The sequence below is a fragment of the Gardnerella sp. DNF00497B genome (genome assembly GCF_049262725.1).
GTDB lineage: Bacteria > Actinomycetota > Actinomycetes > Actinomycetales > Bifidobacteriaceae > Bifidobacterium > Bifidobacterium leopoldii.
In genome coordinates this window covers 489,103-513,968 of record NZ_CP058400.1, presented here as the reverse complement: position 1 = coordinate 513,968, position 24,866 = coordinate 489,103, and the positions used below count along the sequence as shown (strand labels likewise).

The window sequence follows — 24,866 nt, the reverse complement described above, 5'->3', positions numbered from 1 at the left end:
CCTACAAAATCAATAATTACGCACGATACAAACCATGCTTAACTATGTACTGAACTACTCCATCTGGAACTAAATACCACACCGGCTCACCATGCTCAGCTCGACGACGAACATCAGTAGAAGAAATAGACAACGCTGGAATCTCTAAAATATCAACCGGCAAATGCGTAGAATCACAATGAACCATATCGTCACGATTCGCTGCAATACCAGTATCATTCGTATGCATTTGGCGAGGCATTAACGGAGAATTAGAATCTGCTAACTTTTCTGGCCTCGAATAGCCAGGACGAGTAACAGCCACAAATCGAGCCAAATTCCACATTTCGCGCGCATTTTTCCATTGCATTATTTCAGCAATAGCGTCAGCTCCAGTAATAAAGAAAAGTTCCGCATCAGGATGTTGAGCACGTATATCTCGCAAAGTATCGATAGTATAAGTAACTCCAGGGCGATCAATATCAACCCTAGAAACAGTGAACTTTGGATTTGAGGCTGTTGCAATAACAGTCATTAAATAACGATCTTCTGCATTCGTAACTTTTTTATCAAGCTTAAAAACAGGCCTACCGGTAGGAACGAAAATAACTTCGTCAAGATCATAAACCCAAGCAACTTCTGAAGCAGCAACCAAGTGACCATTGTGTATTGGATCGAATGTGCCGCCCATAATTCCAATGCGCTGACGCTCGTGCACATTGCCACGAGTAGAAGTACGTTTATGAACTGAATTCACAACCGCAGGAGGAGCCGCTTCTTTAGCAGTAAACGCGCCATGGAATAGGTCAGACATGCGACGTTCTGCATCTTCGTGAATTTCAGGACTCATTCGCTTCAGATTCCTTGTCTTCCACTTGAGTTTCATTCACTAACCCAGATGCAACATTTGCGCTATCCGGATTAATATTGCCCATTTCTTCATCCCACTCATCTTTTACGACACGCTGGATTTCGGCAAAAGTTGGAAGAGGGAAATCTGGTTGATACGCACCACGAATTTTCGCTACAGATTCCGAAATTTTAGCAAGCATGGATGTCATGCCATCAATATCATGATCACGTTCTAATTCGCTAAACTTAATAATATTCTTTTCCATATTGCGAACATTTTTAAGAACATTATTAAACGAAGTTTCATCAGGAATAGTCACATCATTCGAATCAGAATCTGGCCAGCCCATTAACACTGCGTCAGCATACTCAAGCGATGAACGTTGCGATGCAGAAGCAATACCATCTTCAATTTGCACCAAAAAAACATATCGCACAATGGACAAACGTTCAGCAGCAATATCAAGCGCTTCAGCTGTACTCAAATTCACGTCATTATTAGGCATACTCTTACCTTACCGCCACGTAACTATTAAAACCAGTACGTCTATTTTTTAATTTGCTTACTGTGGCGCGAGTTTTGGGGGATTTCTCTCCTCGCAAGTTCCCGTCCTTCGTCGCTTTGGCTGTTAAAGGTTTTACTGTCTGCTTTGTTCTTAAAAGAATGTTGCTTCCTCAGTCCTCTTTTATTGCTCGTAAAGAAATCCCCCAAACTCTGCATGTCAATCGTTAATAACCGTGCTCATCGCAGAGATTTTTCGATTTTTCTTCTTCGCTCGACGAATCAGCAGCCTTCGGCTCTGACGTCCGCCTTCGTTCAGTGCGAAAAATCTCAAATCTCTACCACACGAATATTCACACGACTGAATAGTAGTGCGCATTGAGATGTAAAAAATAAACTATAAACGTATTTGCCCATCTCCGTAGCCGATCCATTTGGTTGTTGTCATTTCAAGCAAACCCATAGGGCCTCTTGCATGTAATTTTTGCGTAGAAATACCAAGTTCTGCGCCGAAACCAAATTCGCCGCCATCTGTAAAGCGCGTTGAAGCATTTACCATAACTACAGCGGAATCAACACTTGCAATAAAACTTTGAATAGTTGAGTAATCTTCAGCAATAATGGTTTCAGTATGGCCAGTAGAATATTTCGCAATATGAGAAGCTGCATCAGTATAATCATCTACAACTTTTACACCCATATTCAGCGACAAATATTCTCGCTTCCAATCTTCCTCAGTGGCACACTCAAGCTGCAATCCTTGAATATTAGCGGATTGCAAAATATCGTAAGATTTATCGTCTGCATGCAAAATTACATTATGCTCAGCTAAAGCAGCAGCGATTTTTGGCAAAAATTCTTGCGCAACAGCTTTATGCACTAATAATTTTTCAGCAGCGTTACACACGCCTACTCGTTGCGTTTTTGCATTAACAATAATTGGTATAGCTTTTTTAATATCAGCGCTTTTATCTACATAAATATGTACGTTTCCAGCTCCAGTCTCAATAACAGGAACCGTAGATTCTTGAACAACTGCTGCAATAAGATTTGCACTACCTCTAGGCACAAGCACATCAATATGACCGTGAGCATGCATCATTGACGTAGCTCCGTCTCTTCCTAAATCGTCAACAGCCTGAATCAAATCAGCACTAAAGTTAGAATTTTTAAGAACCGATTGTATAACTTCAATACTCGCCTGATTCGTATGAAGAGCCGCGCTTCCTCCTCGCAAAATCGCAGCATTTCCAGATTTAATGCACAAAGCAGCTACATCAATAGTTACGTTTGGACGAGCTTCGTAAATCATTCCCATAACGCCCATTGGAACTCTAATTTGCGAAAGTTTAATTCCATTAGGAAGAGTGTATCCGCGAACTACTTGACCTACAGGATCTTGCAATTGCGCAATTTTTCGCACGCTTTTTGCAGAAGCTTGGATTCGCTCTTCATCAAATTTAAGCCGATCGAGCTTTCCAGCATCCATTCCCTTAGCTTCAGCTTCTTTAAGATCTTTTTTGTTAGCCTCAGCAATATTTGAAGCTGCAAACTCTAAAGCATCTGCCATTTTTTCGAGAAGCGCATTTTTTGCGCGAGTATCTGCATGAGCAAAATTACGCCACGCTTTGCGCGCACAATCAGCACGAGCATTCACTAAATCATCAACAGACAACGTTCCCCCTATAGATTATTTGCCTAATCGCCAATTAATTAATAGTAAAACAAAAGCATTTATATATATGAGATTAGCACACGCCCATTCGCCCAGCGCTTCAGGTACCATAATTTGATATAAGTTGTGTAAATAATTTACATAAATAATCTACGTAAGTAAAAAATATTCTCTATAAACAGACGGTTACGGAGTTATTATGGCATCAGATACAACTATTTTCCATAGCACTCGTTCGCTTAAGCCAACATGCACATCAAAAGAGGCAATACGTAAAGGAATTGCTGAAGATGGCGGATTATTTGTAGCTGATAGCCTTGGTAGCGAGCGTTACGATATTTCTAAATTGCAAGGCAAATCGTATCAAGAAATTGCGCAGGATATTTTGCAACTGTTGCTGCCTGATTATACTTCAGAAGAGCTTTCTTCTTGCATTAAACTGGCATACGGCAATCAATGGTCTAATAACGCTATTACTCCACTCCAGCAGCTTGGGAACACTAGCGATTTTGTGATGGAACTTTTCCATGGTCCTACTTGTGCGTTTAAAGACGTTGCTTTGCAAATGTTGCCACAATTAATGTCTCGCACTAAAACTCAACACGAGAATGAATCTGATATTGAAAAAAGCGTTATGATTCTAACTGCAACTTCTGGAGATACAGGTAAAGCTGCTTTGGCTGGTTTTGCTGATGTTCCAGGCACTTCTATGATTACTTTTTATCCAGAAGGAAAAGTTAGCCGCGTCCAAGAATTGCAAATGACTACTCAGGTAGGCGAAAATGTGAAAGTTTGCGCAGTCCGCGGTAATTTTGACGATGCTCAAACAGGCGTTAAACAGATTTTCACAAATAATGAGCTCAACAAAAATATTGAAGAAGATGCGAATACAGTATTGTCTTCAGCTAACTCAATTAACGTTGGTCGTCTTGTGCCACAAGTTGTTTACTATTTTGCAGCATACAAGCAGCTTATTGAACGCGAAGTTATAAAACTTGGAGACGAAGTAGAATTTTGTGTTCCTACAGGTAATTTTGGCGATATTCTAGCAGGATATTATGCGAAAATGCTTGGTCTTCCAGTGAAGCATCTCATTGTTGCTAGCAATAGTAACAATGTGCTTTTTGATTTTTTGGTAAGCGGCACTTACAACCGTCAACGCACATTCCATCACACTGTTGCTCCTTCTATGGATATTTTGGTTTCTTCTAATTTGGAGCGAATGCTTTATTACATGTGCGATAAAGACACGCGTTTAATACAAATGCTTATGAATGACTTGACTCAATGGGGCGCTTTTGAGATTCCAGAAAATGTGCTTGCAAAGATTCGCTCACTGTTTGGCTGCGGTTGGGCGAATGAGGATCAAATTCGCGAAGCTATTTATGACTGTTGGAACAAGTACAAGTATGTGATCGATCCACATACTGCTTGCGGATTCTTCGTTATGCAAAATATTCCACATGACGAAAGCACACCTAGAGTATTGCTAAGCACTGCAAGCCCATACAAATTCCCTCGCGTTGTTGCTGAAGCTTTGAATATTGAGCATGTGCAAGATATGGATGATTTCAAATGCATGGACGCTCTTAGTAAAGCTACAGGAACTAAAGCTCCAAGCATGCTTAGAAATCTTGAAAATAAAACTCCACGCTTTAATGATGTTATTAATGTTGAAGATATGCCTGAGTATGTTTTAGCTCAAGCGCATAATTTCGCAAAATAATCATAAAGTTTTAAGCGAAAGAGGCTGGTTTACTTGTATAATCCAGCCTCTCTTACTATTCATTCGTTATTACTTTCGAATAAAGCTGCATACACTTCGTTAATAACGTTTAAATCATGACCTTTTCTTGCAGCTGCTGCGAAAAATCTTCGTCTTCTGACTAAAGGCTCAAGATTTCTCGTGCGCGAAGCCGTTTTGCGACCGAGTTCCCACGCTGCTTCAGTGAATACTCCAGAGTTTTGAGCAGAAGCTACGTTTTGTGAAATAGCAGCAGGATCAACATTTTTACGCTGCAATTCCATTCGAGTAGCTCTAGCACCAAGAAGCCTCACAGCGCAAGAGCGAATCACCATTTGAGCATATTGATTGTCATCAAGAAGATGCAATTCAAGCAAACGATGAATAACCGCGTCAATAGCAACTTCCGTGTAGCCTTTTTCTTTAAGCCTTTTGCGCATGTCCATCACAGAGCGAGGAGCATAATCTAAAAGCCTTAAAGCAGCTTCCCTGCAATCATCTTCACTACTATTGCAAAGTTCGTCGCTTAAATCACTTACTTTAGTGTTTTTTACATACGGCATGTTTTTTGTATTATTTTTTGCGCTTAAAAGTACTGATTTATGCGATATTTTTTTGCGAGTATGTGGCTTTACGCTATTACTTTCGTCATCTTCTTCAGTCCGCTCTACTGGATGATCGCGAAGAAAACTCTCTACACTAATAGGCATATTGCATTCGCTTTACACTGTAATCTTATTATTACTTCGATTCGGATGACTTTTGTGCAGAATTTTTAGCTACAGAATCATCAGCGAATTGATCTAGTTCAGAATCTTCAGCGAATTGATCTTCAGGATGCATTAAACCTAACGAAGCTTTGACTTTTTCGCTAATTTCTTCAGTAATAGCTGGATTATCTTTCAAGAACTTACGGACGTTTTCACGACCTTGTCCAAGCTGCTCACCGTCATAAGTAAACCAAGAACCAGATTTCTTAATAACTTCAGCTTGCAGCCCCATATCGATAACAGAACCTTCAGTAGAGATACCTTCTCCGTAAAGAACATCAAACTCAGCAGTTTTGAAAGGCGGAGCCATTTTATTCTTGACAATCTTAACTTTCGTTCGGTTGCCAACAGCTTCTTCACCCTCTTTAATAGTAGAAACTCTGCGAATATCCATACGCACAGACGCATAGAACTTCAAAGCTTTACCACCAGTGGTAGTTTCAGGGTTACCAAAGAATACGCCAATTTTTTCACGAAGCTGATTAATAAAAATAGCAGTAGTGCCAGCTTGTGAAAGAGCACCAGTCATCTTACGCAACGCCTGACTCATTAAGCGAGCTTGTAAGCCCACATGACTATCTCCCATATCGCCATCGATTTCAGCTTTAGGAACTAATGCCGCTACAGAATCAACAACAATAACATCTAACGCACCAGAACGAATAAGCATATCAGCAATTTCCAATGCCTGCTCACCGTTATCTGGCTGAGAAACAATAAGAGCATCCGTGTCTACTCCAAGCTTTCGCGCATAGACAGGATCCAACGCATGCTCAGCATCAATAAATGCCGCTACCCCACCATTTTTTTGAGCATTTGCAACGATATGCAAAGCAAGAGTTGTTTTACCAGAAGACTCAGGACCGTAGACTTCAACTATTCGCCCTCTAGGAACACCGCCAATCCCCAAAGCAGTGTCCAACGCTAATGAACCAGTAGGAATAACTTCTACATCTTGCATAGGTCTATCACCTAAGCGCATTGCAGAACCTTTTCCATATTGTCGTTCAACATTGGCTAAAGCAGTTTCTAATGCTGCTTGGCGACGTGGATCTGTTTTATCCGCATCAATAAGGCGATTAATACTGCCTTTACTTTTCGTTTGCGCCATGTATGCTACTCCTTTCGCATGCCGTTATGTATCGAACGACCTTAGTTCCATACTAGATTCAAGTACAAGCATTTTTGTGCAATGTGGATAAAACATTTAATCCAAGCACTTAAACGCTTAACTCAGCTTAAACCATCTCGACAAACACAAGTATACTACATATGCGAACATTTGTTCGATAGCGCGTGTCTTGATTACAACCCAACTACTTACAATCTTCGACATAAGCAATCAACTCATCAGCTATTCTCAACAACTGAAATACAGTAGATTCGCGAACTTCTTGACGACTGCCAGATAATCTCAATTCAAAAACAAAAGCAACACTTGATTGCGCAATTTTAGTTACGCTTTGACTTTCGATTTGAGCAAAATCATAATCATAGACGTTACTCACGCATCCATCTTCAAGTTCTTTATGAGCCGCATCTTTCACAGAATCCATAACATCATTAACTTTAGGCAAAAATATTCCAACATAAACTAAACCTGCTGGTTTATTGCCATCGGGACCAGGACCTGCAACACCAGTTGTAGACAAGCCAATAATAGGAAAATTTGCACAACACTCATAATCTTCCCCATACACCCATCCACTGCCACGATATATTTGAGCAGCTCCAAGCGCCATCTGAAAAGCAACATCCTGGTAAACCGCGCCTTCAGATTGTAAAAGATTAGAATTTACACCAAGAATTTTGGATTTAGCATGAATATCATAAGTGACAGCAGAGCCACAAAAAACTCGTGACGCGCCAGGAACAGAAACAAAAGCATCAGCCAAAAGCCCGCCAGTTAACGACTCTGCTGAAGCAATATGCATTCCTTTAATAAAACTTTTTTCCAATAGATCCGCGGCTAAAGAAACTGTATTAAAATCTGAAGAATTATTCATAATACGCTCGATATGATTGTAGCTTACGATTTTCCACAACATAAACCCTTTAGGGATAATCTATGAAAAACCGTAAGCTACAAACAAGAAGTTTACTTATTGATTTTATTTACTTCACAGGAGGCAAAGGAACTGCATTTTTTGCATCATCAACTTGAGATTCGCTATCTGAAGAACCTTCAAAGAAAGCACTATAGACATACAAAACTGCAGAATAGAAAGCAAAGCCCAAAGAAATACCAAGCAAGCCAAAAGCCACTGCATAGTAAGAAACCATCCAAGAAGGCAATGGATTAGCATGAAGAGTTGCAACAAGCGGTGCAATAATCATTGCAATACCAATCGATTGCGTAAGAGTCTTATACTTTCCTGCAGAAGATGCAGCAATTACTCTTCCACGAACATTAACAACATAAATTCGCACAAGAGTAATAGCAATTTCGCGAATCATGAACAAGATGGTTATCCACCAATAAATTTCGCCGAAAACAGAAGCAATAATAAGCGCAGCTAGAATAAGAATTTTATCCGCAATTGGATCAAGTAACTTACCTAATTCTGTAACCTTATGATATTTACGAGCCATCCACCCGTCGAGCTTATCCGTAGAAGCAGCTACGACAAACAGCACAAACGCAGCCCAACGCAACGAAACTGAATCAAAACCCCACGTACCTGCTTTCAAATATAAAACAATAAAAACAAGCGAAAGCACGATACGGATATAAGTCACAATATTTGGAGCATAATTCCAGCCAGCAAAAAATGATGACTTAGCTTTTTTCTTCATACGCATAACCTTCATTCTACTGCAAAGTAAAAACTTCTAGCACACACAACTTGGTGTTGTACACAACAATACAATATCTTATAACGAATCTGACTCGCCACGAATAAAAGCCAAAACTTTTGGCAAATCTTCCGGTTGAACCAAAACTTCGCGAGCTTTAGAACCTTCAGAAGGTCCCACGACGCCTCGAGATTCAAGCAAATCCATCAATCGACCTGCCTTTGCAAAACCAACGCGCAACTTACGCTGAAGCATTGAAGTAGAGCCAAATTGCGAGCTGACAACAAGCTCAGCAGCCTGGAGCAACTCGTCCATATCGTCGCCAATATCGCTAGTTTTAAGCTTGCTTTGAGCTTGAGCATCCGCTTTTTGAGCCATTTGCTCAATATCTTCACGATACTTTGGTTTACGCTGCGTGCGAACATACTCCACAGCCTTGCGGATTTCAGATTCACTCACCCACGAACCCTGCACACGTTGAGGTTTTGCAGCACCCATTGGAAGGAACAAAGCGTCGCCTTGACCAATCAAAGTTTCTGCACCAACAGTATCGAGAATAACCCTTGAATCAGTAGCAGACGAAGTAGCAAAAGCCAAACGAGAAGGAATATTTGCTTTAATCAAGCCTGTTACAACGTCAACAGACGGGCGCTGAGTAGCTAGAACCAAATGCACTCCTGCAGCTCGAGCAAGCTGAGTAATACGCTGAATAGAACTTTCAACATCGTTCTTAGCGACCATCATCAAATCAGCCATCTCGTCCACAACCACAAGCAAATACGGGTATGGAGCAACTTTTCGCTCAGATCCAGCCGGTGCGTGAACCTTTCCTTCACGAACAGCCTTGTTGAAATCTTTAACATGACGGAAACCAAAGAATTGCAAGTCATCGTAGCGAGCATCCATCTCTTTAACAACCCACTCAAGAGCCTGCGCAGCCTTCTTAGGATCCGTAATAATCGGAGTAAGCAAATGCGGAATACCAGCATAAGCAGAAAGCTCCACGCGCTTAGGATCGACCATAATCATGCGAACTTGCTCAGGAGTTGCCCTCATAATAATCGAAGTAAGCATTGAGTTAATGAAACTCGACTTACCGGAGCCGGTAGCACCAGCAACAAGCAAATGCGGCATTTTATCGAGAGCTGCAGTTACGAAATGACCTTCAACATCTTTTCCAACGCCTGTAAGCATAGGATTAGGGTCATGCATAGCTTTTTGCGAGCGCAGAACATCTCCCAAATGCACAATTTCGCGGTCGACGTTTGGAATTTCAATACCAATAGCAGACTTTCCTGGAATTGGCGACAAAATACGCACATCCGTACTAGCTACAGCGTATGCAATATTTTTTTGCAAATTCGTAACTTTTTCAACTTTTACACCAGGACCAAGCTCAACCTCGTACTGCGTAACAGATGGTCCTCTAAGGAATCCAATAACGTGAGCGTCGACGTCAAATTGCTCAAAAGTAGAAGTTAGCGCACGAATAACGTTATCGTTTGCTGGAGTTCTCGCAGCATGAGGCTTGCCATGAGCTAAAAGATTCAAATCAGGGAGCTTGTAAGGTTCAGAGAAAGAATCAAAAGAAGGCTCATTATTATTGCCAGCACCATTTTCGCCGTCTGCAGCATTTTCATTATCTGAATCTTCCTGATCCCTGCGATATTGATCCATACGTTCAGCTGGAATACTTGACCATGGATCGCTTGCAGATAAAGAGGAATCACTCATAGGAGCTTTTGGCAATATTTCTTCAGGAACAGGCTTTGATGAAGATGAAACACTTCTAGGTGTAAGTTGACTCGAATTATTATCAGCATTTTCAAATTGGGAATTATTTGCAGCATTATTATCGGAAGAGCTGCTCACAGTTCTTGCTTTACGAGGTTCAACTCTTTCAAGATTATCTACACTATTACCGTGAGAAGCAGCATGCGAAAATGCATCATCGCCGGCGTATTCGTCAAGCAATTCCCCATTATTATTACTGTTTTTACGCTTAAAGAATGATTTAAACAGTTTCAACACAGAAGACATTTGAGAAGATCCGCTATTATTTTTCGACGACTCTTCATTGTGAGTTGGCACGCCATCTGCAAATTCCAAAGAATTGGTTTTGCTGTCAGAATTATCTTCTTCAGAGTTTCCTAAATCTTCAGAAGATTTTTTACTGTTATATTTAGCAAAAATAGTAGCAACACCTTGAGCTATATCAGTTACATGAAGGCGAGTAATCATTAATATCGAAAAAATAGCAGCTACTACAAAAATAATAATTGCAAAAATACGAGAAAGACCCCACGATAGCGGAGATCCAAGCACAAAACCTAACAACCCACCTGACTTCTGCACAGTTCCTAAATTAAATGCTTTTCCGCGAGGCGCAGAAGAAATATCAAGAATTGAGCAAACAGATAACAATAGAATAATAAATCCGCTAATAACACGAGGATTACCAGAGCCAACTCCACTGTTACGCATCAACCTAAAAGCGACAACGCTTAACCATACAGGCAGAACAACGCTCATAATTCCAAGCAAACTAGAAGACACAAAATGGAGACCTACTCCAATAAATCCACTAACTCTAAACCATTCTGATGCGCAGAATAAAATCGCAAGAACAAGCATAACGAAGCACAAACCGTCCCTGCGATATGCCTCATCGTATTCTCCAACACCAAAAAGCGAGCGCACTAACTTTCCTAAAGTTCTAGGCACAAACAGGAGAATTGTCTCCCATAATGGTTCACTAGGTGAAGCCTTACCAGCCATAAATACTCCTTCTGCACCATGTGCTATTTAGTACGCCATGTCATCATCAACATACATATGCGTAACCATACCAGTCTACTCCATAGACTGAGGTTATTTAAATGAAGCGATTGCCGCTTACTCTAATGCTAATATGATGCACATTCCTCAAGTATTTCATCAACTGATAAATCGTTGATATATCACTTCTTTCTTTCACAATAAGCAATCATGTATTTATTTTTCACAAATATGCATTCCTTGCGGCGCAATATTATTATTACGACGTTTTCGAACTATAGCAATAATCATTGTGGCAAGAACCACCGCGCAACTTATCAATGCTATAAGGAACATAGTCATCCAGAATGGCCACTGAAGATGATCTTCTGGAGCATGCGCTGGATCCGGCAGCACACGATACCCCGTCACTAGCAATCTATGCGAATTCACACCATACGGCGTACACGTAAGCAACGTCGCTAAATCGCGACCCTTTTCACGCTGCAACAAACTAATATCATGCGGGTCTACAACACTAATGCGAAACACCCTATAGCGCATTGTATAGCCCTGTACATCAATGTAGAAGTAGTCTCCACGCTTCATATCGATTAAACCGTCAAACATGGTTGCTGTAGGCAAACCAGTATGAGCTGTGATAACAGTATGCCTGTTTTTACCGCCCACTGGCAAATCTGTGCCATACAAGTGCCCTGCTCCGCGAGCTAGAACATCGCGCGAAGCACCATGATAAATCGGTAGTTTTACGCCTATTTTTGGGATTTTTATGATTCCCATAATTCCCATTGGTTCGTCTAGTTGTTTGATATATGACTTATAGTCTGCTGTTTTTTTGTAATTGTCACTACCATCATACGGATCGGCTGTAAAAATTTTTTTTCTGCGCGCATTGTATTTTCGCGCACTTTTTAGAATAGATTGTCGCACGCTAGCGGCTTGATTATAAGTTACTTTGTCGTAATCTATGGAAATTTGTTTAGACACGTGATTATTCCACAGTGTTGATGCCACTGGGTAAGTGAAGCATAGAATTGCAGCTAGCGCCAGAATGATTGGTTCAATAACGCATTTAAAAACAGATTTTTTGGGATTTGCAGAATCTGAGTCTGCAGACGATTCATTTGCAGAAGATTTGTTTTTAGTGGATTTAAGGATATGTAAGCCTGCGAATCGAACTAGCCTCTCTAAGCTATCGCGGCAAGCTTTTGCAAATTTAGTCAAACTCATAAATCCACTTCCAAAAAGTAAAACAGGGGGCTAAGCAAATACCGCCCAACCCCCTGAGTTTTTTATAATATATTTACGTTAGAAGAATACTAAGCGCGCTGCTTATCTTCTTCTTTGCGATTGTTACGAGTGTAAATAAACACGCTTGCAGCAATCAAAACAATGCCAGCAATAGCGAAAATAAACACGCCGTAAGCACCGGTCTTTGGAAGCTTGAACCAGTGGTCGATGTCATTGTTGCTCGTTGGAACATCCTTGAACGAGTAAATAAACGTTTGCGTATTATTATCATAGCCAGCAGCAGAGGTATAAGTCGTAGGAATAGTAACTTCTTCAACCTTTGGAGCCAAAACATAGTTGTCTGGAGCTTTAGTTTCCACAACGTAGAACTTTTGTCCAACCTTTGCTTTGAATCCAGCTGCTGTCAAACCAGTCTTATCAGCAGTTTCAGTATCAGCAAAGCCCTTAGAAGACTTGTTCTTGCACTTAGCATCAGTACGAGAAGCGTCAGCCGCGCATGCGTTTGCATCATCTGGCTTTGCAAACACAGCAAACTTAGCGCCCTTAATAGCTTTTCCGTCAGTACTGCTTATCTTCTTGATCTGGAATTTGACAAGAGTTACCTTAGAATCTGGATTTGGAGTTGGATTAACAGGCTTTGGCTTATCCTGGTCAGGAGTACCTTTCTTATATCCTGGCTGATAACCATACTTGTTTATAAGTTCGCCAGCTGGAGCATCTGCCTTAAGAGTGAACTTAAGCGCAACAGTTAACTTTGCATTTGGCGAAGTCTTAAGAGCAGTAGCAATTTCGCCAAGACCTGCATCTGTAAACGATACGGTAATACGCTGACGAGTATTATCATCAGGCGTTGCAGCAACCGCTACCTTATACTTATCCTCTTTACCGGTAGAATTCTTAATTTCCATAGTGCCAATCTTAACGCTTTTAACTACATCTTTACTAGAATCATAAGCAGACTTCAACGCGTCATCCCACACAGCAAAGCCCTGATAATCATCAGCCTTACGATCTTTAACAGGCGTACCACTAGTTGTAACTACAGAAGTTGAAATGGTATATGGCAAATCATCCTTTGTACCAACCATTCCTGTAGTATCAACAGTCTTCTTAATAGCATCCTTGGTATAAGCGTTCTTAGGATCAACCTTCACATCATAGGTGTATGTTGTCTTACCAGACTCATTGGTAATTTGTGGAATGGTCATAAAGAATGGCTGCGGAAGCTTTTCGTATCCATCCGGAACACTTGTTTCTTCAACCTTGTACAAGCCAATACCCAATTGATTAAACTTTGCAACACCAGCATCTGTAGTAAGCTGTTCAGTTCCCTTATCAAAGTTTAAACCAGCAGAAGAATCATTTGGATTAGCATTAAGAGTTGGAACCTTAGCAGCAACATCAAGCCACGTATCATATTTCGTTAAATCAAAGTTGGTTACTTTGTAAACCTTGAACTTTGCACCCTTAACAGGAGTTGTCTTCTTCTGATTACCTTTCTCATCGGTTTCATCCTTATACTTAGTGATAGTGATAGAACCAGTCAGCTTCTTACCAGCTTCAGACCAAGGTGCTGGCTTAGCAGCTTCAGCACTTGGACTATTAGCAAATGCTACGTTGTTGTTTGCCACCACAGCACCGGCAACGCACAGCGTGCCAGCCATTGCGAGCGAGGCGAATGCCGCCACGCATTGTTTAGTGAATTTGTTCATATTCATTCCTTTCATAAATGCTGTTTCCAGCAATTAAAAGTTTTGAAATTTTGATGTAAGTATGTAATTGTTTATCGGTTTTAACCGAATTTCGAATTATTCACGCAATTTGCTCATAAATGAGTAAATTTTTTAAGTTTAGGAATATTATGTTGCAATATCACGCTCCAAAATTCCATGAGATTTTGCATCAAAAACACGCACATTAAAAACATGCACCCAGTAGAAAAGCTTCATACGAGTCGCCACCTTCCAAGCAACTCGTGACCGCGCTTAGTTTGATCCATTACAAACACAGCAGCAATCAAACTAGACAACATCGCAGAAACAACGCACAAAGACGCATTCCAGCCGCATCCGCCGGTCTTTGGCAGCGCGAATGGTTTCACAACGTGAATCATGAAAGTCTTAAACTCGTAATCTTTACCCCTGGTGTACTGATCACCGTAAACTTCATTCAACAAATCATATTTAGCACCATGATGATTACTCATACCATCAAAAGATTTCTTAGCTTCTGGTTTCAAAGCCCAAGCAACGCACTGATAGTCACCAGTTTTTTCTGGAATACCATCGAGCGTAGCAGTAGTACGTTGAGCAGCATCGAACGGATTATTCGGATTATCCTTAGCGTTATAGCTATACAATTTATGCTGCGCGTTGCAATTAGAATTATTCTTACATTTCTCACGCTCGGAGTACGTATCAATATGACTCCATGTAATTGGATTACTTGCTTTCATACCCGCAAGTTTTGAAACAAAATCACGGTCATCATTTTCGCATAAAACTTCCAAGCCTATTTTCTTCTCAGTTTTATTACCACTATTCCACACGTCTTTTGTAGACCAAGCGTCAATAAACGGTCTATACATAAGACTCATGCCACTCATAATGGTAAGACCGCTACCACTTCCAAACTGACCATCAGTATCACTAATATCAGGCGCGTCAGGAGAATCTGACCTTAGCACTCGAAGCTTTATATCATCGCCTTCCATTGGATCCACTGTCACTTGCGCGTACACTGGATTTGGTTTACTTATGCCATCTCCATTACCAGCATCTTTATCCGTAGACTTTGAACCGTCCGGATAATGTACGATCACAGGAATTTTATACACGCCAGGCTTCTGCCACTTAAGCGGCTTAAAAGACATCACTCCATAGTGAGAACCATCACCCGTACCATGGTTTTTACCAGTCTTCCCACCATCGCTAGGCTTATTATCTTGACCATTATCGTAGAAAGACATTCCATAAGGATGATCCTTATCCTTCTTATACCAACCAGAATTATCTTTCTTATACTGGTTTTCATCAAACTCGAACCAAGTACCGTCTGGAAGCGCGCCTTCTTCTATATCATCCTGATGAGTAGCATTATTAGCGCCTTTCTTACTCGTAGGCACATCAGTAACATTCTTATAACCGTTAGTAAGGCTTGCATGATATTCACCAGCCTTCACTTTCAATGGCACGTAACTAGGATTATTCCTATGCGCGTAAGAAGCTTTAACACTAAACTTTAAAGTTTGATCATTCCAATCTTTACCCTTTGAATCCTTAGTCTCGCCCTTAGTACCATAATTAGCAAAGAGCATTTTCTTATAAACAACACTTCCGCCAGTATCATTGACAATTATGTCATCGAAATTCTTAAGACTAACAGCATTGTTAAAAGCAAACACGCGACACTCGTACTTACCGCTTTTCCTAGGCGTTCCAGTAATAATCGCGCGAGAACGAGCCATAGTATTCGTGTTGTACTCATCTTTAGTTAAATACGAGTACTTAAAATCATTAAGATTACAGTTTTTATTATTCCTGCACTTGTTTTCTTCGTCTTCCGTAGCGATTTTCCATTGATGAAAAGCTGTAAACTTTAATCCGTTAACCTCACCGACAGACCTGTTTTTCGCTTCATCCCATTTAAGAAGCGTATAATTATCCTTATTTTCTTCGTGGCAAATAGCACGGAATGTAATCGGAGACTTATTGTTAGCAGACCACGCGTCAGGTATAAGAAGCTTACTACCATCTATCTGCTTATCTTTATCAAGATTCGTGTAATGATCCGTATGATACGAACCATAAGTAATACGGTCGGAATAGTTACTACCGAAATCGTGCATACCTGCACCCTCAGCAATAGAAAAACCTAAATCGTTATTGCCTACAGTAAGTGGCGTTACTTTAACGTGAGCATAAACCTGCCCATTATCCGTACTACTTGAGCCATCAGGATAGTGAGCAATTACAGGAGTATCGTAATTATTAGGATCTTGAGGTTTGCTCGGAGTAAAAGTTACTTCACCAGTACTAGCATTAGTCATTTTTGACCAAGAAAGCACTGGTTTAGAATATTTATTACTCTTACCAAGCTCAAACCTAGTACCTTTCGGAAAATCGCCTTTAGTAATCCCCTCGTTTTTTGGAACCGACGTAATTGATTTTCCAGCTTGCACCTGTTTTTTATCATAATCTGGATACACAGGCTTATAAAAATGAGACATAGGCCAAACTTTGAATTTAGCGACAACCGTCTCTGAAAAAGGCTGAGGATGATTACAGTTGTAGTTACTTGGATTAGGATAAGTTACCTTAATCGGTATATAAACTGTATGATTCTTATGCGAGTCTGCCGGGTTAAAATACACTTTGCCTGTGGACTTGTCAATCCACGCATGACCTTGTTGCAAAGTCTCTGGCTTCGGACTATTAGGATCATCAAAAGTAACTTGAGCATTGGAACTCTTATTGTTATCAAAATAAGCGTTACCATCAATAGAATAAGTAAGATTCTTAGGAATATGATTGTACAGCTTACCTCTTTTACCGTCACTGCCATAATCAGGAACAAAACTACCCTTATTATCGAAGTAATCACCATCATTCTCATGCCAATGACCATCATCAGTATAAGCTCTTACGGAAGAAGCTTGACGAGGCTGTGAATCCTCCGACTCCTCAAAATGTAATCCACCAGGCTTAGTTGGATCGGTACTATTATCCCACTCCACGTTATCTGGTATGCCATCACCATCGTGATCATACGGACCATAAGTTGCATAATCACGCTCATGAGATTCAGCATTAGTAGACTGATATCCAGCAATAATAGGCATGTAACGAATATCAGTACCATCTGGCACATCTGCAGTAATAACCCAACGGTAGCAAGTCGTAGAATTAGCACTTTCAAACGAACGCAGCATTATACCAAAGTCGCCATTGTCATGCCACTTCTTTATTTCGCATAAACTGTAATTCTTAAATTTAGACGAAGGATCAGTATTATATCCACAGCCAAAATTACCATTGCCAACAGTATCTTCCCACTGACCATTAAAATCGTTACTACCATACGCATAATGCCAACGAGAAATTGTTCTAGACCAGCCCCAATACTTATCCCAAGTTTTCATTGTTTCTGGGATGCCTTTATCATTCTGACTTGTCCAGTCATTCCACTTTTTCTCGTAAACATTTCGCCTATCTCTTTTCACTCTAATAGTGTCTGTAATAAGCTGTTTCGGAAGATCTACGTAAAAAGTGACTCGTGCTGGAATACGCTGTCTAGGCTGAGGATTTAACTTCTCCTTAAAAGCATAGTTAAAATATATTTCATACTGCACATGAGTACCATTAGAATCCTTAGTAAGTGTTGGTGCAATATGCATATTTTCAATAGCATTACCAATACCATTACCATTAGCAGTAAAATATCCATAGCCACCATACGACCACATAACCTGCGCAGCGCTTGCAGGCTTAGCTGGCACAACGAGAACAGCAAGAATAGTCGCCACGGCAACAATCAACGCAAGAGCCGCGCGACGAATGTAATACAATTTAGAAGCGCTAGCAATAGAGCACCCTTTAGTGTACCTTTTAGATTTTTGTAAAGTTACAGAACCGTTAACATCATCAAGCGCATGATGACAATTCATAAAACTACAAGTTATACGTATAAGGTTAGAGAAACAGCCGTGAAGCCGTGACATTCTAACGCCTCGATTTCTTAAAAATCTAAAAGCTGCTCGAATACTCATGCCTGTTGGTTTTATGAATCAACAAGCATTGCCCGGGGTGCAGAACACTGCATTATCAGCAGCAAATGAGCGCGAAATATCACAAACCACCAAAGCAAACGTCGATACGAACGCAAGCAAGCACAATCATGCCCAAAATCAGCAGACTAATTCACGCCAAAAACTTAAACGCAAGATAATGTAGTGCACTACTGCTAAGCACATACGTTGTTATACCCCCCCCCATGAAAAATTTCAAGTAAAATTTGCAAATTTCTTAATATTCGTAAAAATTCCTAAATTCGGGGTTATATACGGGTTATAGGCAAAAATATTGCAATCCAAAAAACAAAAAACGGCAGATATTTACCTGCCGTTCAAGTGGGGTGGCTAACGCGGCTTGAACGCGCGACCTTCTGAACCACAATCAGATGCTCTACCGACTGAGCTATAGCCACCATGTGCGCGAAACGAATTGAATCACACAACAAAGGGATACTATACACGATTTCCTCGATTTATGCTAGCGCAACACACTTCGGCGCGTCGTAGTAACAACATCAATTATTCGACAATGGCAAATGCAACAATGGATGTATGAGTTTTTCTGAGCAAAATCAGCGCATATTTGGCGTAACTGAAAACAGTAACAACACAACCGCGCTTCTTCTTGGATCTGGCGAGCTTGGCAAGGAAATTGCGATTGAGCTTATGCGACTAGGCGTGCGAGTATGCGCTGCCGATAGCTACAAAAACGCTCCAGCAATGCAAATAGCTCACGAATACCACGTGCTAGATATGTCGAATCCACAAGAATTGCAAGAACTTATTTCAAATGTGAATCCTGACATTATTATTCCAGAAGTTGAAGCTATTGCTACTGAAGTTTTGAAAGATGCTGCTAAAAAGAATATTCAAGTCGTTCCTAGCTCAGATATTGCCGCGATTGCAATGGATCGCGAGCGCTTGCGTAGAATTGCGCACGAAGATTTAGGACTGCCTACTACACCGTATTGTTTCGCTTCATCTTATGAAGAGTTAGAGGATGGAGCTAAAAAAGTTGGATATCCTTGTGTAGTTAAGCCTGTTATGAGCTCTTCTGGTCACGGTCAGTCAATAGTTCGTAGTTCTGAAAATTTGCTTGCAGCTTGGAATGAAGCTCAGCATGGCAGGCGTGCAGCAGCTGGTCATGAGAATGAGTGTTCACGCGTTATTGTTGAAGCTTTAGCTCCGCTTGATTATGAGCTTACAGTACTTACAATAAGCTCTTGCGCAGGAATTACTACTTGTGAGCCGATCGCTCAGCGTCAGCAAGACGGAGACTATAGAGAATCTTGGCAGCCTGCAAATATTCCTGAATCGATCCGCACTAATGCGAAAGATATTGCAAAGCGCGCTGTAGAAGGTTTGACTGATATTGCGCAAGAAGCTGGCGAAGCAGGTTGGGGCGTTTATGGAGTCGAATTATTCGTGCTTACTGATGGCTCTTTGCTTTTTAATGAATTGTCACCTCGCCCACACGATACTGGCATGGTAACTATGATTTCGCAGCATTACAGTGAATTTGCATTGCATGCATTGGCTATTTTGGGAGTTCCAGTTACAGCTAACTATACTGAGCTTTCTTTGAAAAATAATGAAGTTGCAGCAAGTCACGCCATTGTTATTAAGGCGGAAGGATCTGTTGGTTTTACGAATATTGCTCAAGCTTTGCAATCTGGCGAAAATTATCGATGCAACTTGCGTATTTTTGCTAAGCCTTCTGTACATGGTCACAGACGCATGGCAGTTTCTTTAGCTACTGGATTAACGCAAGAAGAAGCTAGAGAAAATGCGACACGCGTCGCCATTTCGCTAAAAACTACACAAACAAATGCTTAGATACATTGAAAATTAAGGCATAGGAGTTAAAAAAGATAATAATTTACAGTATGCACGAAGGGAAATTTTGTAGGTAACAATTGTTACGCTAATCGTGCTGGCAAAGGTCAGGTAAACCTACAAATATTGTTGGTTTGCGCCTACAACTGTGAATGCACATAAGAGAGGGCATATCATGGAAAAACTTGAGAAGTTGTACGAAGGCAAAGCCAAAAAACTGTATGCTACCGATGACACCAATGTGCTATGGGTTGAATACATGAACCAGGCAACAGCTGGTAACGGTCTGAAGAAAGCTCAGATTGCAGGTAAAGGCAGTTTAAATAACCGGATTACTTCGTTACTATTCCATTTACTTGAGGCGCGCGGCGTAAAAAGCCACTTCCTCGGACGAATTTCCGATACTGAACAACTTGTAAAGCGTATGCGCATGTTCCCACTGGAAATTATTATGCGAAATACTGCTGCAGGTTCTTTTGCAAAACGTTATAACGTTAAAGAAGGAACACCTTTAAAGAAGCCATTGTTGGAGTTCTGCGTAAAGTCCGACGAGCTTGGTGATCCATTTATTAATCCTGAAGGCGTTGTGGCTCTTGGATTAGCAACAGATGAAGAAATAGCAGAAGTCACTCGTCAAGCTCATGCTGTTAACAATGCTTTGTTGGATATTTTCTCAAAGATTGATGTTCAGCTTGTCGACTTCAAGATTGAAGAGGGCGTGGACGCCGAAGGAAATATTCTTCTCGCTGATGAAATAACTCCTGATACTTGCAGACTTTGGGATAAGCGCAATGCTGGTACGAACGGAGTAAGTCATTTGGACAAGGACTTGTTCAGGCGCGATTTAGGCGACATCATTCCTGCTTATGAAGAAATTCACGATAGGCTTGCATCTTTAGCTCAAAGCGAAGGTTTGGATGTTTCTGTGCGCAAACCTGACGATTGCGTAGAACGATAATGATTGTTGTGGCTCGTACCTTTAAGGGTGCGAGCCACATGCATTCTTAATGTGATTTTGAATAATTTAATATTTATAATTTAAAACCAATACAACAATAAACACTGCATTCATACCGCACATTCAACAAGGTAGGTTTCTCGTGGTATTTCGCGTATATGTGGAAAAACGCACTGGTTTTGACGTTCAAGCGCAACAGCTTTTACATGAGCTTAGGGAGATTCTTGGCATAAGCGCGATTACTTCCGCAAGAATTATTAACCGTTATGACGTTGAAGGTATCAGCAAAGATTTATTCGACAATGCTGTGCAAACAGTATTAAGCGAACCTCCAGTTGATAATACTTACGATTACTTGCCTATTGAAACCGACGAGCACGTATTTGCTGTAGAATTTTTGCCTGGTCAATTCGATCAGCGTGCGCAATCTGCTAGCGAATGCATTCAACTTATTAGTCAAGGCGAGCGCCCAACAGTGCGCACTGCTAGAGTAATCGCTTTAAAAGGCGATCTTGACGAAAAAGCACTAAACGATATTAAACACTACGTTATTAATCCTGTTGAAGCGCGAGAAGCTTCACTTGATGAGGTAAAAAGTTTACAGCGAGAAGCAGTTGTGCCATCCGATGTAGAAGTGATTAGCTCATTTAACGACTTAGACGAAGCTGGATTACAAGACTTTATTAATACTCGCGGTTTGGCAATGGATTTGGCTGACGCAAAGTTCTGCCAGAAGTATTTCCGTGAAGAACATAGAAATCCTACTATTACAGAAATTCGCGTTATTGATACGTACTGGTCCGACCACTGCCGTCACACGACTTTTGGCACAGAGCTTACAGATATTTCTATTGACGATAACACTGTTCAAGAAGCATTTAGCCGTTATCTTGATTTGCGAAAAGAACTAAATCGCGAAAATAAGCCTGTTTGCCTTATGGATATGGCAACTATTGGCGCAAAATACTTAAAGCATACTGGCGAGCTTAAAAATTTGGACGAGTCAGAAGAAATCAACGCTTGCACAGTAAAAGTTAAAGTGGACGTAAACGGTCACGACGAAGATTGGCTATTCCTGTTTAAAAACGAAACACATAATCATCCTACAGAGATTGAGCCTTTCGGTGGAGCTGCAACGTGCATTGGCGGCTGCATCCGCGATCCTCTTTCTGGACGCTCTTACGTGTATCAAGCAATGCGCGTAACTGGTGCTGCAGATCCACGCACGCCTATTAGCGAGACTTTAAACGGTAAGCTTCCACAGCGAAAAATCGTAACTTCTGCCGCCGCAGGATACTCTTCTTACGGAAATCAAATTGGTTTAGCTACTGGCGAAGTGCATGAACTTTATCATCCGGGTTATGTTGCAAAACGTATGGAGGTTGGTGCGGTTGTTGCCGCTACCCCAGCCGACCATGTGCGCAGAGAAACTCCAGCTCCTGGCGATGTGATTATTCTTCTTGGTGGACGCACTGGCAGAGATGGCATTGGTGGTGCTACCGGCGCTTCTAAAGCTCAAGATGTTGAAAGTATTGAAGAGTGCGGAGCTGAAGTTCAAAAAGGTAATGCTCCTATTGAGCGAAAACTCCAACGACTTTTCCGACGCAAGGATGCTTGCCAACTTATTAAGCGTTGCAACGATTTTGGCGCTGGCGGCGTTTCTGTCGCAACTGGCGAAATTGCCGACGGCTTAACTATTAATCTCGACAAAGTTTCTAAAAAGTATGAAGGTCTCGATGGCACTGAGCTTGCTATTTCTGAATCTCAAGAGCGCATGGCTGTCGACGTTGCGTCAAGTGATGCTGAAGAATTTTTGAAGTATGCTCGTGAAGAAAATCTTGAAGCAGAAATAATAGCGACTGTTACTGAAGAAGCGCGAATGCGAATGACTTGGCGTGGAAAAACCATTGTTGACTTAAGCAGAGCATTCTTAGCTTCTAATGGCGCTCCAAAACAGCAGATACTGCATATTGAAAGTGGAGAATCTTACGAAACTCCATGGCAGAATCAGTCAAATTTGCCGTTAGAAAAGCGCATGCATAACTTAGTTTCGGATATTAATATTGCTTCAAATAAAGGCTTATCTGAACGATTTGATTCTACTATTGGCGCTGCTACTGTGCTTATGCCTTTTGGCGGTCGCCGTCAGCTTACTCCTGCTCAAGCTATGGTTGCTAAATTCCCAGTATTTGGCGAAACAAACACAGCTTCCGCAATGGCTTGGGGCTTTAATCCGTATTTAATGGAAAAAAACCAATTCACTGGTGCCTATGTTGCTGTTGTTGAATCATTGGCAAAGCTAGCAGCTAGCGGTTTCACGCGCGAACGTGCTTACTTGAGTTTGCAAGAATATTTTGGCAAGCCTCACGATATTCCAGAGCGTTGGGGAAAGCCAGCTGCAGCAGTTCTTGGTGCTTTAAGTGCACAGCTTGATTTTGGAGTTGGTGCTATTGGCGGCAAAGATTCTATGAGCGGCAGTTTTGAGAATCTGGATGTGCCACCAACTTTGATTTCGTTTGCTGTTTCTACCGGAGACGCACGTTTAACTGTTTCACCTGAATTTAAGGGTGTAAATCATAAAGTTATACGTATTGCTCCAAAGTATAAATCCGACGGAATCACTCCAGAAAAAGAAAGCTTCCTGAAAGCACTAGAAATTGTAGAAAATATTACGAAAAACAAGCAAGCTCTTGCTATATCTACTCCTGGCTACGGTGCTAGCGCAGAAAGCTTATTCAAAATGACGCTTGGAAATCATATTGGTCTTAAATTATTCAACAATTTAAGCGACGATGATTTATTTAAGCCAGCATATGGAAGCTTCTACGTTGAACTCAAGGAAGACGCTGAAGTTCCATCTTTAGCTAATACAAGCTTGGTTGACGTTGAGATTGTTGGCGAAACAACTGAAAATTACGCAATTACTTCATCAAATAGCGAAGAAATTGATTTAAGTGATTTGCAAAAGGTTTGGGAAAGCGAACTTTCCTCAATCTTCCCGTACAAAAAGCCTGGCGAGATTGTAGAAACTATTAATAACAAAACTAATGTTTCTACTACAAATCACATGCACATAGGAAAACTAAAGCCGCTTTCGCATCCTCGCGTTATTATCCCGGTTTTCCCTGGAAATAATTGCGAATACGATACGCAAGCTGCTTTTGAAAAAGCTGGAGCAGACGCTCATACGCTTATTATTAATAATTTAAGCGCAAAAGATATTGCACAATCAGCTGAGAAATTGGTTGAAGAGATTAAAAAGAGTCAAATTGTAATGATTCCGGGAGGCTTCTCCGGAGGCGATGAGCCGGACGGTTCTGCGAAATTCATTACAGCATTCTTTAGGAATCCAGCAGTAACAGACGCAGTTCGTGACTTGCTTAATAATCGTGACGGTTTAATGCTTGGAATTTGCAATGGCTTCCAAGCGCTTATTAAGCTGGGCTTGGTTCCTTTTGGAGATATTGTTCCTATGGATTCTAACTGCCCAACTCTTACCTACAACACTATTGGCAGACACCAAAGTAGGATTGTTCGCACTAGAGTTGCTTCAAATCTTTCACCATGGTTAGCAAATACGCAAGTTGGAGACATGCATACTGTTGCAATTTCTCACGGAGAAGGTCGCTTTATTGCTACTAACGAAGTTATGGAAAAGCTTATTAAAAATGGTCAAATAGCTACACAATATGTTGACAGCAATGGCGTACCAAGTATGAGCTTAAACGTAAATCCTAATGGCTCAATGATGTCAGTAGAAGGTATTACAAGCCCAGACGGTCGAGTTTTTGGAAAAATGGGACATTGCGAGCGCGCAGGTCGTGACTTGTATGTCAATATTCCTGATTTCCATGAGCAACCATTGTTTGAAGCTGGCGTTGAATATTTCACTGCATAAGCTTTAGTTTACAGTTGCAAAACTTGTATCAAAATA

At 41.0% G+C, this 24,866-nt stretch carries 17 protein-coding genes and 1 tRNA gene; 6 read left to right on the top strand and 12 right to left on the bottom strand.

All coding sequences use genetic code 11. The features are described from left to right. Nucleotides 1-16: 16 nt before the first annotated feature. From nadD to HXT26_RS01760, 3 genes are all read right to left on the bottom strand, one after another. Nucleotides 17-829 carry a nicotinate-nucleotide adenylyltransferase gene (gene nadD, locus HXT26_RS01770; RefSeq protein ID WP_174191574.1) on the bottom strand — a complete coding sequence of 271 codons (813 nt, stop codon included), beginning with the start codon at nt 827-829 and terminating at the stop codon, nt 17-19. Next, a complete protein-coding gene (locus HXT26_RS01765) occupies nt 819-1,337 on the bottom strand; it encodes a phosphoribosylglycinamide synthetase (RefSeq protein WP_112928724.1) in 519 nt (172 codons plus the stop codon). The genes nadD and HXT26_RS01765 overlap by 11 nt, the downstream gene beginning before the upstream one ends. A 393-nt stretch (nt 1,338-1,730) precedes the next feature. Next, entirely contained in the window at nt 1,731-3,008 is a 1,278-nt protein-coding gene (locus tag HXT26_RS01760) for a glutamate-5-semialdehyde dehydrogenase (protein ID WP_174191575.1), read from the bottom strand. 199 nt (nt 3,009-3,207) lie between these two features. Between HXT26_RS01760 and thrC the strand changes: the two genes are divergently transcribed. Next, the gene (gene thrC / locus HXT26_RS01755) at nt 3,208-4,734 is read left to right on the top strand and encodes a threonine synthase (protein WP_004118978.1); all 1,527 of its coding nucleotides are present in this window, start codon (nt 3,208-3,210) and stop codon (nt 4,732-4,734) included. 59 nt (nt 4,735-4,793) lie between these two features. On the opposite strand, the gene HXT26_RS01750 is transcribed toward thrC, so the two are convergent. The 6 genes from HXT26_RS01750 to HXT26_RS01725 all read right to left on the bottom strand — a co-directional run bounded on the left by HXT26_RS01750 (nt 4,794) and on the right by HXT26_RS01725 (nt 12,161). Continuing rightward, nucleotides 4,794-5,462, bottom strand: a complete 669-nt coding sequence (locus HXT26_RS01750) for a regulatory protein RecX (RefSeq protein ID WP_004118976.1) — start codon at nt 5,460-5,462, stop codon at nt 4,794-4,796. Nucleotides 5,463-5,493: 31 nt separating this feature from the next. Further along, nucleotides 5,494-6,633, bottom strand: coding sequence for a recombinase RecA (recA, locus tag HXT26_RS01745; RefSeq protein WP_004118965.1), 1,140 nt, complete (start codon nt 6,631-6,633; stop codon nt 5,494-5,496). Between the two features lie 205 nt (nt 6,634-6,838). After that, a complete protein-coding gene (locus HXT26_RS01740) occupies nt 6,839-7,528 on the bottom strand; it encodes a CinA family protein (RefSeq protein WP_032835514.1) in 690 nt (229 codons plus the stop codon). A 109-nt stretch (nt 7,529-7,637) separates the two neighbouring features. Next, nucleotides 7,638-8,318, bottom strand: a complete 681-nt coding sequence (gene pgsA, locus HXT26_RS01735) for a CDP-diacylglycerol--glycerol-3-phosphate 3-phosphatidyltransferase (protein ID WP_032835516.1) — start codon at nt 8,316-8,318, stop codon at nt 7,638-7,640. 78 nt (nt 8,319-8,396) lie between these two features. Beyond that, nucleotides 8,397-11,096, bottom strand: coding sequence for a DNA translocase FtsK 4TM domain-containing protein (locus HXT26_RS01730; protein ID WP_422112046.1), 2,700 nt, complete (start codon nt 11,094-11,096; stop codon nt 8,397-8,399). Nucleotides 11,097-11,312: 216 nt separating this feature from the next. Continuing rightward, nucleotides 11,313-12,161, bottom strand: coding sequence for a class C sortase (locus HXT26_RS01725; protein ID WP_422112088.1), 849 nt, complete (start codon nt 12,159-12,161; stop codon nt 11,313-11,315). Here HXT26_RS01725 and HXT26_RS01720 point away from each other — a divergent pair. Beyond that, complete coding sequence (locus HXT26_RS01720) at nt 12,118-12,360, top strand: hypothetical protein (protein ID WP_421789417.1); 243 nt, start codon at nt 12,118-12,120, stop codon at nt 12,358-12,360. The genes HXT26_RS01725 and HXT26_RS01720 overlap by 44 nt on opposite strands. Nucleotides 12,361-12,415: 55 nt before the next feature. On the opposite strand, the gene HXT26_RS01715 is transcribed toward HXT26_RS01720, so the two are convergent. Both HXT26_RS01715 and HXT26_RS01710 read right to left on the bottom strand, forming a co-directional pair. Beyond that, nucleotides 12,416-14,059, bottom strand: coding sequence for a SpaH/EbpB family LPXTG-anchored major pilin (locus HXT26_RS01715; protein ID WP_422112045.1), 1,644 nt, complete (start codon nt 14,057-14,059; stop codon nt 12,416-12,418). 233 nt (nt 14,060-14,292) lie between these two features. Continuing rightward, the gene (locus HXT26_RS01710; protein WP_422112044.1) at nt 14,293-18,066 is read right to left on the bottom strand and encodes a Rib/alpha-like domain-containing protein; all 3,774 of its coding nucleotides are present in this window, start codon (nt 18,064-18,066) and stop codon (nt 14,293-14,295) included. Nucleotides 18,067-18,112: 46 nt separating this feature from the next. Between HXT26_RS01710 and HXT26_RS01705 the strand changes: the two genes are divergently transcribed. Next, nucleotides 18,113-18,298 carry a hypothetical protein gene (locus tag HXT26_RS01705; protein ID WP_101886089.1) on the top strand — a complete coding sequence of 62 codons (186 nt, stop codon included), beginning with the start codon at nt 18,113-18,115 and terminating at the stop codon, nt 18,296-18,298. A 177-nt stretch (nt 18,299-18,475) separates the two neighbouring features. On the opposite strand, the gene HXT26_RS01700 is transcribed toward HXT26_RS01705, so the two are convergent. After that, a tRNA-His gene (locus HXT26_RS01700) sits at nt 18,476-18,551 on the bottom strand. 139 nt (nt 18,552-18,690) lie between these two features. Between HXT26_RS01700 and purT the strand changes: the two genes are divergently transcribed. From purT to HXT26_RS01685, 3 genes are all read left to right on the top strand, one after another. Further along, complete coding sequence (gene purT / locus HXT26_RS01695) at nt 18,691-19,974, top strand: formate-dependent phosphoribosylglycinamide formyltransferase (protein WP_004105966.1); 1,284 nt, start codon at nt 18,691-18,693, stop codon at nt 19,972-19,974. A gap of 175 nt (nt 19,975-20,149) precedes the next feature. After that, the gene (gene purC, locus HXT26_RS01690; protein WP_004105967.1) at nt 20,150-20,932 is read left to right on the top strand and encodes a phosphoribosylaminoimidazolesuccinocarboxamide synthase; all 783 of its coding nucleotides are present in this window, start codon (nt 20,150-20,152) and stop codon (nt 20,930-20,932) included. 142 nt (nt 20,933-21,074) lie between these two features. Further along, nucleotides 21,075-24,830, top strand: a complete 3,756-nt coding sequence (locus tag HXT26_RS01685) for a phosphoribosylformylglycinamidine synthase (protein WP_410295076.1) — start codon at nt 21,075-21,077, stop codon at nt 24,828-24,830. Nucleotides 24,831-24,866: the final 36 nt, after the last annotated feature.

Coding starts and splice junctions, on each gene's coding strand:
- HXT26_RS01765 (WP_112928724.1), bottom strand. CDS start 1,337: ATGCCTAATAATGACGTGAATTTGAGTACAGCTGAAGCGCTTGATATT.
- HXT26_RS01705 (WP_101886089.1), top strand. CDS start 18,113: ATGCCTGTTGGTTTTATGAATCAACAAGCATTGCCCGGGGTGCAGAAC.
- pgsA (WP_032835516.1), bottom strand. CDS start 8,318: ATGAAGAAAAAAGCTAAGTCATCATTTTTTGCTGGCTGGAATTATGCT.
- purC (WP_004105967.1), top strand. CDS start 20,150: ATGGAAAAACTTGAGAAGTTGTACGAAGGCAAAGCCAAAAAACTGTAT.
- HXT26_RS01710 (WP_422112044.1), bottom strand. CDS start 18,066: ATGTCACGGCTTCACGGCTGTTTCTCTAACCTTATACGTATAACTTGT.
- HXT26_RS01715 (WP_422112045.1), bottom strand. CDS start 14,059: ATGAACAAATTCACTAAACAATGCGTGGCGGCATTCGCCTCGCTCGCA.
- nadD (WP_174191574.1), bottom strand. CDS start 829: ATGAGTCCTGAAATTCACGAAGATGCAGAACGTCGCATGTCTGACCTA.
- recA (WP_004118965.1), bottom strand. CDS start 6,633: ATGGCGCAAACGAAAAGTAAAGGCAGTATTAATCGCCTTATTGATGCG.
- thrC (WP_004118978.1), top strand. CDS start 3,208: ATGGCATCAGATACAACTATTTTCCATAGCACTCGTTCGCTTAAGCCA.
- purT (WP_004105966.1), top strand. CDS start 18,691: ATGAGTTTTTCTGAGCAAAATCAGCGCATATTTGGCGTAACTGAAAAC.
- HXT26_RS01740 (WP_032835514.1), bottom strand. CDS start 7,528: ATGAATAATTCTTCAGATTTTAATACAGTTTCTTTAGCCGCGGATCTA.
- HXT26_RS01750 (WP_004118976.1), bottom strand. CDS start 5,462: ATGCCTATTAGTGTAGAGAGTTTTCTTCGCGATCATCCAGTAGAGCGG.
- HXT26_RS01730 (WP_422112046.1), bottom strand. CDS start 11,096: ATGGCTGGTAAGGCTTCACCTAGTGAACCATTATGGGAGACAATTCTC.